General features: G+C 69.5%; 12 protein-coding genes and 1 riboswitch. Of the genes, 10 read left to right on the top strand and 2 right to left on the bottom strand.

The features are described 5' to 3' along the window. The first annotated feature begins 117 nt into the window (after positions 1-117). Positions 118-186, top strand: a riboswitch (cobalamin riboswitch). Between the two features lie 51 nt (positions 187-237). The 5 genes from WMJ97_RS11710 (at position 238) to WMJ97_RS11690 (ending at position 5,355) form a co-directional block, all read left to right on the top strand. Then, entirely contained in the window at positions 238-921 is a 684-nt protein-coding gene (locus tag WMJ97_RS11710) for an energy-coupling factor ABC transporter permease (protein ID WP_347349178.1), read from the top strand. After that, a complete protein-coding gene (locus WMJ97_RS11705) occupies positions 921-1,289 on the top strand; it encodes an energy-coupling factor ABC transporter substrate-binding protein (protein ID WP_347349177.1) in 369 nt (122 codons plus the stop codon). Before WMJ97_RS11710 ends, WMJ97_RS11705 begins: the two co-directional genes overlap by 1 nt. Then, a complete protein-coding gene (gene cbiQ / locus WMJ97_RS11700; protein ID WP_347349176.1) occupies positions 1,286-2,044 on the top strand; it encodes a cobalt ECF transporter T component CbiQ in 759 nt (252 codons plus the stop codon). The genes WMJ97_RS11705 and cbiQ overlap by 4 nt, the downstream gene beginning before the upstream one ends. Next, positions 2,041-2,919, top strand: a complete 879-nt coding sequence (locus WMJ97_RS11695; RefSeq protein WP_347349175.1) for an ATP-binding cassette domain-containing protein — start codon at positions 2,041-2,043, stop codon at positions 2,917-2,919. Before cbiQ ends, WMJ97_RS11695 begins: the two co-directional genes overlap by 4 nt. An 81-nt stretch (positions 2,920-3,000) precedes the next feature. Then, the gene (locus WMJ97_RS11690; RefSeq protein ID WP_347349174.1) at positions 3,001-5,355 is read left to right on the top strand and encodes an excinuclease ABC subunit UvrA; all 2,355 of its coding nucleotides are present in this window, start codon (positions 3,001-3,003) and stop codon (positions 5,353-5,355) included. 69 nt (positions 5,356-5,424) lie between these two features. Here the strand turns inward: WMJ97_RS11690 and WMJ97_RS11685 are convergent, their stop codons facing one another. Further along, positions 5,425-7,008: a Na+/H+ antiporter gene (locus WMJ97_RS11685; protein WP_347349173.1), complete on the bottom strand. Its 1,584-nt coding sequence runs from the start codon at positions 7,006-7,008 to the stop codon at positions 5,425-5,427. Positions 7,009-7,136: 128 nt separating this feature from the next. On the opposite strand from WMJ97_RS11685, the gene WMJ97_RS11680 reads away from it, so the two are divergent. From WMJ97_RS11680 to WMJ97_RS11660, 5 genes are all read left to right on the top strand, one after another. Further along, positions 7,137-7,397, top strand: coding sequence for a type II toxin-antitoxin system Phd/YefM family antitoxin (locus WMJ97_RS11680; protein ID WP_347349172.1), 261 nt, complete (start codon positions 7,137-7,139; stop codon positions 7,395-7,397). Beyond that, positions 7,394-7,660 carry a type II toxin-antitoxin system RelE/ParE family toxin gene (locus WMJ97_RS11675; protein WP_347349171.1) on the top strand — a complete coding sequence of 89 codons (267 nt, stop codon included), beginning with the start codon at positions 7,394-7,396 and terminating at the stop codon, positions 7,658-7,660. Before WMJ97_RS11680 ends, WMJ97_RS11675 begins: the two co-directional genes overlap by 4 nt. Positions 7,661-7,840: 180 nt before the next feature. After that, a complete protein-coding gene (locus tag WMJ97_RS11670) occupies positions 7,841-8,185 on the top strand; it encodes a PadR family transcriptional regulator (RefSeq protein ID WP_347349170.1) in 345 nt (114 codons plus the stop codon). Then, the gene (locus WMJ97_RS11665; RefSeq protein WP_347349169.1) at positions 8,182-8,910 is read left to right on the top strand and encodes a hypothetical protein; all 729 of its coding nucleotides are present in this window, start codon (positions 8,182-8,184) and stop codon (positions 8,908-8,910) included. The genes WMJ97_RS11670 and WMJ97_RS11665 overlap by 4 nt, the downstream gene beginning before the upstream one ends. A gap of 190 nt (positions 8,911-9,100) precedes the next feature. Continuing rightward, positions 9,101-10,192 (top strand): hypothetical protein, encoded by a 1,092-nt coding sequence (locus WMJ97_RS11660; protein ID WP_347349168.1) that lies wholly within the window; start codon positions 9,101-9,103, stop codon positions 10,190-10,192. 176 nt (positions 10,193-10,368) lie between these two features. Here the strand turns inward: WMJ97_RS11660 and WMJ97_RS11655 are convergent, their stop codons facing one another. After that, complete coding sequence (locus tag WMJ97_RS11655) at positions 10,369-11,181, bottom strand: hypothetical protein (protein ID WP_347349167.1); 813 nt, start codon at positions 11,179-11,181, stop codon at positions 10,369-10,371. Positions 11,182-11,506: the final 325 nt, after the last annotated feature.

Genomic DNA, 11,506 nt, shown 5'->3' with positions numbered 1-11,506 from the left:
GTGTGGAGAACGTCAGGTAGAAACGCACTCACCCCGCGGCAGACGTCGTCCCGGGCACCGCGGAATCGACGCGGGCGTCCCGCATCTGTGACAGACTCAGGGGTGCCTTTCGTGCGCGGAACCCGGTGAAAATCCGGGACGGACGGGCCACTGTGACCCCGGAAACGATCCGGGGAAGTCAGATACGTGCATCGAAAGACGGTTCCTTAGGCCCATGTCTCCTAGAAAGGGAACGCGATGCACATCGCAGAAGGATTCCTCCCCGTCACCCACTGCGTCGCCTGGTACGCGGTGTCGGCGCCGTTCGTCATCCACGGCGCCCGGCGCGTGATCGCCGAGTCGCGCGAGCACCCCGAATCGCGGCTGCTGCTCGCCGCCGCCGGCGCGTTCACGTTCGTGCTCTCCTCGATCAAGCTGCCCTCGGTCACGGGCAGCTCGTCGCACCCGACCGGCACCGGACTAGGGGCGGTGCTGTTCGGCCCACCCGTGATGGCGTTCCTGTCGTCGGTGGTCCTGATCTTCCAGGCCCTGCTGCTCGCGCACGGCGGCATCACGACGCTCGGCGCGAACGTCTTCAGCATGGGCATCGTCGGCCCCTGGGTGGGGTACGCGTTCTGGGTCCTGGCCAAGCGGCTGCGCTGGAACGCCAACGTCGGCGTCTTCTTGGCGCTCGCCTTCGCCGACCTGTCCACCTACTGCGTCACGTCGGCGCAGCTCGCCATCGCGTTCCCCGATCCGGTCTCGGGGTTGGCCGGTTCGCTCGCGAAGTTCCTGGGCGTGTTCGCCCTGACGCAGGTCCCGCTGGCCCTCGCCGAGGGCGTCCTCGGGGTGCTGGTGTTCCGGCTGCTGCGCGACGTCGCGCACCCCGAGCTGGTCAAGCTGGGCGTCCTGAAGCCGCGCGCGAACCAGGCGGTGGCGTGATGAAGAACACTCGTCGCAAGACCCTCGTCACGTGGGCGCTCGTGGTCGCCCTCGTCGTGATTTTCGCCCTCAGTTTCACCCTCGGCAGCGCGCGCTCCACCGGGGAGGAGGGGTTCGTCGGGACCGACTCCTCGGCGACCAGCGCCATCCAGGAGGCCCACCCCGGCTACCGGCAGTGGTTCACGCCGCTGTTCGAGCCGGCGTCCGGGGAGGTCGAGTCAGGTCTCTTCGCGCTCCAGGCCGCGATCGGCGGCTGTGTGCTCGGCTTCGCCGTGGGCGCCTTGTGGGGACGCCGCCGCGCGGAGCGCGCGCTCGGCGTCCAAGAAGGGGCCGCGGACGAGCATGCCGGCCCACCCGGGCCGCGATGAGCCACGGCTTGGCCCTCGACCGCGCGGCCTGGTCCAGCCCGTGGCGGACGCGCTCGGTGCGCGACAAGGGCGTCCTCAGCCTGGGGCTGCTGGTCGCGGCCGTGTCGCTGCCGCCGCTGCCGGGGGACGCCGCGATCGTCGTCGTGTGCCTCGCCCTGCTGCTCGGGCCGATCGACGTGGGGGCGGCCCGGCTGGGGCGCATCCTGTGGCTGCCGCTCGTCTCCATCGCGATCGGCGTCGCGACCGTCGCGGTGAGCGTCAGTTGGGACGCCGGCGTCCGGCTGGCCGTCACGCCGGAGGGCACGGCCATGGCCGGCCACTTGGCCGTCCGGGCGCTCGCGGCCGTGCTGGCGATGTTCACGCTCGCGTGCTCGACCCCGATGGTGGACCTGTTCTCGGCCTGCCGGCGCGCCCGCGTCCCGGCGCCGCTGGTCGAGATCGCCGCGCTGGTGTACCGGTTCACGTTCGGGCTGCTCGAAAGCGCGTACGCCGTCCGGGACGCCCAGGGGGCGCGCCTCGGCATGGTCAACCGTCGGACGACCATGCGCTCGGCCGGCATGGGGGCGTCCGCATTGTTCCTGCGCGCGTGGGACCGCGCCCGCCGGCTCGAGGAGGGTCTGACCGGGCGCGGCTACACCGACACCCTCGTGACGCTGGAGCGACCCCGGCGCCGTTCGGGGGCGTTCCTCGCGCTGAGCGTGGCCGGGCTCGCGACGCTCGTCGCGGTGAGCGTCGCGTGGGAGGTCGTCCGGTGAGCCATCGCCATCTCGCGGCGCGCGGGCTGGGGGTCTCTTTCGAGGGGCGGGCCGTGCTGCAGGGGCTCGACCTCGACGTCCCGAGCGGACGCCGCCTCGCCCTGCTCGGCGCGAACGGGTCGGGCAAGACGACGCTGCTGCGAACTCTGTCGGGCGCCCAGCGGCCCGCCGCCGGCGCGGTGCTCGTGGACGATGTGCCCACCGACTACGGGCGACGCGGGCTGCGGGAGCACCGACAGGTCGTCCAGCTCGTCGCGCAGAACCCCGACGACCAGCTCTTCGCCGCCGACGTGTTCCGCGACGTGTCGTTCGGGCCGCTGAACCTCGGGCTCCCCGAGGAGCAGGTGCGCGCCCGCGTCGAGGACGCCCTCGCCGTGCTCTCCATCGAGGACCTGGCCGACCGCCCCATCCACGAGCTGTCGTTCGGGCAGCGCAAGCGGGTGGCGATCGCGGGGGCGCTGGCGATGCGCCCGTGCGTGATGCTGCTCGACGAGCCGACCGCGGGCCTCGACCCGCAGGGCGTCGACGAGATGGTCGGCGCGCTGGAGGCCATGCTCGCCGCACGGACGACCGTCGTCATCGCCACCCACGACGTCGACTTCGCGCTGGCGTGGGCGGACGCCGTCGCCGTCCTGCGGCGAGGCGCCGCGGTCAGCGGCCCCCCGGGCGACGTGCTCTCGGACGCCGCCCTCGTCGGAGAGGCCCGGCTGCGCCAGCCGCTCGTGCTGCAGACGGCGTCCCGGTTGGGCGTGGACGCCCGCGGCGTCCGGGACGTCGACAGCCTCGCGGCCGCCGTCCGCCGCCGATTCGACGGCGCGCTCAGCGCGCCGGCCCGCGACGAGGCGTCCGCCCGACCCCGCCCCCCGGAGGGCTGACCACGACGCCGCCGCGAGGATCGTCGTTTTGTCACCCGCACCGTTTAGGCTCGGCGCGCAGGTGCTCGACGAAGGAGACTCATGACGCACGTCGCCGACAGCCACGACCTGATCCGGGTGCAGGGGGCGCGGGAGAACAACCTCAAGGGCGTGTCCCTGGAGTTGCCGAAGCGGCGGCTCACGGTGTTCACGGGGGTGTCGGGCTCGGGCAAGAGCTCGCTGGTGTTCGACACGATCGCGGCCGAGAGCCAGCGGCTCATCAACGAGACGTACTCGGCGTTCGTCCAGGGGTTCATGCCGCGGCTGCCGCGTCCCGACGTGGATTTTCTGGACGGCCTGACCACGGCGATCATCGTCGACCAGCAGCGCATGGGCGGCGATCCCCGGTCCACGGTCGGCACGGCGACGGATGCGAACGCGATGCTGCGCATCCTGTTCAGCCGGGTCGCCGAGCCGCACATCGGGCCGCCCAGCGCGTACTCGTTCAACGTGGCCAGCGTGAGCGCGTCGGGCGCGATCACGGTGCAGCGCGGGGCGAAGACGAAGGCCGAGAAGGCGACGTTCACGCGCACGGGCGGCATGTGCCCGCGCTGCGAGGGCCGCGGGTCGGTGAGCGACTTCGACCTGACCGCGCTCTACGACGCCGGAAAATCGCTCAACGAGGGCGCGCTCACGATCCCGGGCTACTCGATGGACGGCTGGTACGGCCGCATCTACAAGGGGTCGGGCTACTTCGACGCCGACAAGCCGATCGGCCGGTACACGAAGCGGGAGCTGCACGACCTGCTGTACCGCGAGCCGACGAAGATCAAGGTCGAGGGCATCAACCTGACCTACGAGGGGCTGATCCCGAAGATCACGAAATCGATGCTCAGCAAGGATCCGGAGGCGATGCAGCCGCACGTCCGCGCGTTCGTCGAGCGGGCGATCACGTTCCAGACGTGCCCCGAGTGCGAGGGCACCCGGCTGGCCGAGGGGGCGCGGACGTCCACGATCGGCGGCGTCAGCATCGCGGACGCCTGCTCCCTGCAGATCACCGAGCTCGCCGCCTGGGTGCGCGGGCTCGACCTGCCCCAGGTCGAGCCGCTGCTGAAGGGTCTGCGGCTGCTGCTCGACAAGTTCGTGGAGATCGGGCTGGGGTACCTGAGCCTCGATCGTCCGGCGGGCACGCTCTCGGGCGGGGAGTCTCAGCGGACGCGGATGATCCGGCACCTCGGGTCGTCGCTGACCGACGTGACCTACGTGTTCGACGAGCCCAGCATCGGGCTGCACCCGCACGACATCGCGCGCATGAACGACCTGCTGCAACAGCTGCGCGACAAGGGCAACACCGTGCTCGTCGTCGAGCACAAGCCCGAGATGATCGCGATCGCCGACCACGTCGTCGACCTCGGCCCGGGCGCGGGCACCGCGGGCGGCGAGATCGTCTTCGAGGGCACGGTCGCCGGGCTTCGCGGCAGTGGCACGCTCACCGGGCGACACCTCGACGACCGCGCGCGCGTGAAGGACGCCGTGCGCGCCCCGGCGGGCGCGCTGGAGATCCGCGGGGCGTCCACGCACAACCTGCAGGGGGTGGACGTGGACATTCCGCTCGGCGTCCTCACCGTGCTCACCGGCGTGGCCGGGTCGGGCAAGAGCTCGCTGATCGCCGGGTCGGTCGAGGGCCGCGACGGCGTCGTCACGATCGACCAGGCCCCGATCAAGGGGTCGCGCCGCAGCAACCCGGCCACCTACACGGGCCTGCTCGACCCGATCCGCAAGGCGTTCGCGAAGGCGAACAAGGTGAAGCCCGCCCTGTTCAGCCCGAACTCCGAGGGGGCGTGCCCCACCTGCAAGGGCGCGGGCGTGACCTACACCGAGCTGAGCTTCTTCGAGTCGGTCGCGACCACCTGCGAAGAGTGCGAGGGCAAGCGGTTCATGGCGTCGGTGTTGGAGTACCGGCTCGGAGGGCGCGACATCAGCGAGGTACTCGCGATGCCGGTCACGCAGGCGGCGGAGTTCTTCGGCTCCGGCGACGCCCGGACGCCGGCGGCCCACGCGATCCTGACGCGCCTCGCCGACGTGGGCCTGGGGTATCTGACGATCGGGCAGCCGCTGACGTCGTTGTCGGGCGGGGAACGGCAGCGGCTCAAGCTGGCCGCGGAGATGGGGGCGAAGGGGTCGATCTACGTGCTCGACGAGCCCACGACGGGGCTGCACCTGGCCGACGTGGAGCAGTTGCTCGGGCTGCTCGACCGGCTGGTGGACGCGGGCAAGTCCGTGATCGTCATCGAGCATCACCAGGCGGTGATGGCCCACGCGGACTGGATCATCGACCTCGGGCCGGGGGCCGGCACCGACGGCGGCCGCGTCGTCTTCACCGGCACACCGGCCGACCTGGTCGCCGCGCGGTCCACCCTCACGGGCGAGTACCTGGCGGCCTACGTGGGGGAGTGAGGGTCGACCGATTCGGGTCATGTCGGACGCCGGGGCGCGCCCAGCCGCACCCGCGGCGTCCGGGCAGGATCACTCGACGACGGGGCCGCCGGAGAGGCGGATCTCCTCCAGGTCGAGGCGCGCCTGCAGCTGCCGCAGCACCGCGTCGTCGATGCGCCCCTCGTCGCGCAGCCGGATGACGGTCGAGCGCTGGTGGGAGAGCAGGGCGAGGCGCAGCTCGGCCTCGCGGCGGCGTCCGTAGGTGGTGGACGCCTCGCCCGACGTGGTCTGGTCGTGGCACGACTCGGCGAGCCGGTCGGCGTACTCGCGGCGGAGGCGATCGACGGTCGCGTCGCCGACCCCGAGCTCGTCGGCCAGCTCGGGGAGGGCGGCGAGGGCCTCGCTGTCGGCGGCCCGGGTGGCGGCCTCGAGCTCGTCGCGCGCCGAGTGGTCTTCGGGGAGCCCGGCCCACCGGATCACGAAGGGGAGCGCCAGCCCCTGGAACAGCAGCGTGTTCACGACGACGCCGGCCGTCACGAACACGATCATGTCGCGCGCCGGGAACGCCTCGCCGGCGAGGGTCGCCGGCACCGACAGGGCCACAGCCAGCGACACGGCGCCCCGGAAGCCGGCGACAGCGCTCACGGCGCGGGCTCGGTTGGTGGTCCTCAGGGCGCGCTGCGACGGACGTCTGTCCAGCAGCCGGATCAGGTACGCGCTCACCACGAGGAACAGGAACCGCGTCACGATCGTGGTGAGATGCACGGCGACCGTGACGAGGATCGCCGTGCCGATGCCCGACCCGACCAGGCCGCCGGCCGCGACCGGCAACTCGAGCCCGATCAGGACGAAGAGGGCGCCGTTCAGCACGAACGTCGTCAGGCTCCAGAACGGCGTGGCCCGCTGCCGCGCGGACGCCGATACGACGGCGGGGGAGATGCGCGCCCACAGCAGGCCGCACGTGACGACGGCCAGCACGCCGGACGCGTGGACCTCCTCGGCCAGGAAGTACACCACGAACGGCGTCAGCAACAGGATCACGTTGTTCACCATCGGGTCGTGCACGCGCCGGCGCAGCGCGAAGATGCCGTAGCCGGCGGCCAGTCCGATGAGGATGCCGCCGAAGAACGACACCGTGAACAGGCTCGCCACGTGCACGGCGGACAGGGTCTCCTCGCCGGTGACGAGACCGACGGCGAGCGCGTAGATGACGAGCGCCGTGCCGTCGTTGATGAGGCTCTCGGCGCGCAGGATGACCATCGTCCGGCGGGGCAGGCCGCGGCCCATGGCGGCGACGGCCGTGGCGTCCGTCGGGGCGACGGCGGCGCCGATGATCCACGCGGTGCCCCACGCCAGCCCCAGCGCGTGCCCGACGACCGCGACGGCGGCGGCCGTCACGATCACCAGCAGGACGCCGGTCAGCGTGATGCCGCGGATGTACCGGCGCATCTCGCGCGCGGACATCGTGAGGCTCTCCCAGAACAGCAGCACCGGCAGGAAGAGCACGAGCACCACCTCGGCCGGCAGTTCGACCGTGCCGACGAACGGCAGCGCGGCCAGCCCCAGCCCGGCCGCGACGAGCACGATCGGCGTCGGCAGGGTGAACCGGCGCGCGATGACCTCGCCCGCCACGATCGCGCAGCCGAGCGCGATCACCAACTCCAGCGCTCCCATGGGACTCCCGTCGTTGCTCGTCAGGGGCCGGTCGTACGCCCGACGCGATGAAAGTATGGCGTGCTCCGACGGGTTGCACACCACTCTCTCAGATGTACATTTCAGCGCTCTCGACGCATACTGTGCACATGCCCGAGATCTCCGTCACCGCGGCCCGCGCCCGCCTTGCCGATGTTGTCGATGATGCCCGCGTTCGTCATGATCCCGTTTATTTGACGCGGCGGGGTCAGCGCGTCGCCGCCGTGATCGATGCCGACGATCTCGATCGGTTGCTCGAGGCCGCCGAAGACTTGGCCGACGCCGAGGCGGCCCGCAAGGCCCGCTCCGAGATTGCCGAGGCCGGCACCATCCCGTGGGAGCAGGTGAAAGCCGATCTCGGCCTCGCATGACCTATGACATCGCCGTCAGCCCCGCCGCGGCACGGCAGTTGCGGAAGCTCGAGGGGCCCGCTCGCCGACGCGTCCAAGCGGCGATCGAATTGCTGGCGCGCGAACCACGTCCGCCCGGCGCGAAGAAGCTGATCGGCGGCGGCGGCGGCGAGTGGCGCGTTCGCACAGGTGACTACCGCATCATCTACGACATCGATGACGGCGTCCTGGTCGTTCTGGTGCTCGCCGTCGGACATCGGCGCGAGATCTACCGGCACCGTTGACGCCCGCGCGCGCTGTCAGCGACGGGAGCGCAGCTGGGGACAGGTATCAGCACTCATGATCGGCCGGGACAATACTCAGCCGGAAACCTGCAGCACTTCCTAGCCCGGGAGCGCTCCGACCCGGCCGCTGACCCGGGCCACTAGATAGCGCGACAAACTAGTTGGTGCTATTCTCTAGTCGTGGATTCGAAGAGTTGGCCCGGCGAATGGCTCCGGGGAGTGCTGGAGGTCTCGGTGCTCCGCGTGCTGTCCGATGGGCCGAGCTACGGCTACGCGATCGCCCAGCGGCTGGGGGAGTCCGGCTATGGGGAGATCAAGGGCGGCACGCTGTACCCGCTGCTGACGCGGCTGGAGGCGTCCGGGCTGGTCACCACGCATTGGGCGGCCGGCGACGGGGGCCCGGGGCGCAAGTTCTTCGAGCTCACCCCGCTGGGGCACCAGCGGGTCGCCACCCTCTCGGACGAGTGGCGTCAGTTCGCCGAGCTGACGAGCCGCTTTCTCTCACCCTCAAGGAGCACCTCATGACGGACAAGCCGATCACCGTCGACCCGGCCACGACCGACGGCTGGCTCAGCCGTTTCGCCGCCGAGCTGCGCCTCCGCGGCGCCGACGGGGCACAGACCGGCGAGGCGCTCGCCGAGGTGGAGGCGCACGTGGCCGACTCGGGGCAGACGCCGCAGGAGGCGTTCGGCGACCCGCGCGCCTATGCGGAGAGCGTCCTGCCGCGGGAGCGCGCACTCGATCGGCGCTCGGTCATCGGCGCGATCCTCGTGGGTGTCGCCGGGTATCTGGGCGCAGGGGGAGTGCTGAGCGCGGCGACGAGCTGGGGTGGCGAGGTGCCGATCCGGCTCGGCGCCCCGGTGGCGATCCTCGTGCTGGCGGTGACCTGCTGGGTGATCGCCCAGACCTTCTCGGCGCTCGTGCGGAGCAAGAACCGGGCGGCCCTCCCGGTGGCGCTGGCCCTCGCACTAGCGGTGACGGTGCTGGCGGGGGTTCTCCTGCCGCAGCCGGTGGCGACGCTGCCGGCGTGGGTGTGCGCGGTGGCCGGGCTCGCGCTGCTGGCGGGGGCGGCGTCCTACTTGACGATGCTGGTGCGGAAGGATCCGGTCGAAGACCCCCGGACGCCGCTGGCCCCGCTGAGCGCCGACGAGGCCGATCTCGTCGCTCAGCGGCGGGTCGTGGAGGCGATGAAGCGCTACCGCCAGCGCACCGGGGCCTCGCTGTTGCAGGCCCGCCGAGCGGTTCGGTGAGTTCGGGCTCGGCGGAGGCGTCGCCGGCGGACCAGCCGACCGTCGTCTTCTTGCACGGCGCCGCCGCTCGCCTTGGTCGGCAATTCCCTCGGGGCGTCTGTCGCCCTCTTGGTCGCCCAGGCGCGGCCCCGGCAGGTCCAGTGGAACGCGGTTTGGCTGGGCGCGTTGGTGGTTATGCGACACTTGTCGCATGCCGATAGAGATGGGCCTGTGGAGGATCGACGGCGAAAAGCCCCAGCGGATCGTGACGAGCGCGCTGCCCACGGAGGCGATGCTGGAGGACTTCCTCGAGAAGGACCCTTCGCTCTTGGGCGCCCCTTTGCTCGTGATTGGACGCCAGGTTCGCACGCCCTACAACAAGTACATCGACTTGCTGGCGCTGGACGCCGACGGCGCGGTCCACGTTCTCGAACTCAAGCGTGACAAAACTCCTCGCGAGGTGGTCGCCCAAATACTTGACTATGGCTCGTGGGCCGGCACACTCACACGCGACGACCTGATCGACATCGCCCACAAGCACCTCGGCGCACCTTTCGAAGCGGCCTTCGCCGACACGTTCGATACTCCGCCTCCCGACGAGTTGAACGCCGAATTGCAGCTCACCATCGTGGCCACCAAACTGGACGACAGCTCCGAGCGCATCGTGACCTATCTTCGGACGTTCGGCGTCCCCATCAACGCCGTGTTCTTTGCTCACCTGGAGGACAATGACCGCCGGTACCTGGCTCGTTCATGGCTGGCCGAACCAGGGGAGGGAACATCGAGGCCAGGCACGATCAAGAAGGGGAAGCGCGCCGACTGGAACGGGCGAGACTGGTTCGTTTCCTTCGGCGAGTATGAGGGTGGACGCCAGTGGGTAGACGGCCGCCGTTTTGGCTTCGTCTCAGCGGGAGGCGGCGGCTGGTACTCCCGCTCGCTGCGCTCCGTGCCGACAGGTGCACGCGTCAACGTCTACATCCCCAAGGCCGGGTACGTAGCCGTCGGCGAGACCCTGGGTCCCGCACATCGCTTCGACGAGGCAAATGTTCGGGTGAACGGTGACTGGACGCCGTTGCGCGACTTACCGCTCTCTGGCCGCTACCGTCATGGCTCGTCTCCTGAGACCGACAGCGACGAGGACGCCGAATACGCGATCCCGGTCGAATGGATCGCCAGCAGCCCTCGCGAAGAGGCGTTCTGGGAAAAAGGCATGTTCGCCAACCAGAACAGCGCCGGCAAGCTTCGTCAGGAGTTCACGCTGAATAAGCTCTCGGAGCACTTCGCGCTGGGAGACGAGGAGTAGAGGACACCGCGCGCCCAATGCGAGCATTCCTACGAGTGCGACGCCTGCCCGGTGAAAAGAGAGTTGTCGCACCTCGGCGGAGGGGCTACGGGGTGACGACTCGTTGTCAGGGAATCTGATCCAAACGCCATCTGCAATGTGTCAATCTCTGGAAGGGCCCTGCCTGGCGCTTGAGTCTACGAAGCATCCAGACCCGCAGTTTCGAGCACGAGGCGGTGAGCGTTGTGCGCAAGGATACTTCCGAGAAGAAAATTCTGGGGCGCATCAATGGGCAGATCGCCGATTTGCCAGAGTAGACCGGGCCACCCGTATCCGTGGACGATCCCGCTTGACACGTTGAACGTCGCGACCAATTCGTGCTTGATGCCTGGGAAGCCACCTTGTTGGATGGGTATTTGGTCCATCATCGCTGCGACTTCGCGGAGCATGTTTGCGTCTCGCGGCGGCGGATTCCCATTGGCACGCAGCCGTCTAATTGCACGCAGGCTTGCTTGCACATCCGGCTCGGGCGGCAGGTTGCAGAACCCCGCCTCCCTGAGTGACGCGGCCTGCTCGTAGAGCTGGGCGAGACTGTTGGCCTCTTGACGCATGACCTTTAGCGCCCGTTCTTGACGACTGGGACCGTGCACGTCAGGAAGCAGAGCGTAGTGGACTCGAGCGCTTGCCAAGAGCGCACCTCGGAAGTCTGACAAGACGACCGGAGGGGAACTCGGTTGTTGCTGCCGCGTGATACGGCCGATCTCGTCGAGGAAGACGAAGGCAGTCTCAAGCGCGTGATCCAGCGTAAGGCGCAGGTCGACCGGCGGGAAGGACGGCAGCTCTTCTAGTAGCATCTCGAGTTGTGATCCTGGTTGAGCTAGCTGCTCCCAGGACGGGAGTTTCTCGCGCCACGCCAGCATCTCGTCGACGTTGCCTTGTGCCCATGCCACTGCATCCTGCTGGTTGTCGTTGCCGTCGATGCCGAATCTGAATCCCCTATTCACATTCATGTCGAGAGGGTACTTGGGGTTAGCGTCGAGAAACCGCCAAGTAACTCAAAAGGGGGAGCCTGACCTCAAGCGATAGGCCTAAAGGCTATTGGTTGGTTGGTCAAGCGTCGGCTTCAGCGGGCTGGAAGCCACTGGGCGTGGTCAAGACGGAGGTCGGGGATCAGGTGGTGTGCGTCGAGACGCTTGCCCTGCACCTGGACTCGTCACGCACGCGAGTCGGTGGACACAACGGTGGATATCACGAGGCGCTTGGGCTGACACGGGACGGTCACGAAGGAGGAATACACACAAACCATCTGTTGTCCGATAATGCACATTATGACAT

The organism is Nigerium sp. (assembly GCF_039811905.1).
In the GTDB taxonomy this organism is placed as follows: domain Bacteria; phylum Actinomycetota; class Actinomycetes; order Propionibacteriales; family Propionibacteriaceae; genus Propioniciclava.
The sequence above is the reverse complement of the archived record's forward strand: the minus strand, read 5'-3'. Positions and strand labels throughout refer to the sequence as shown.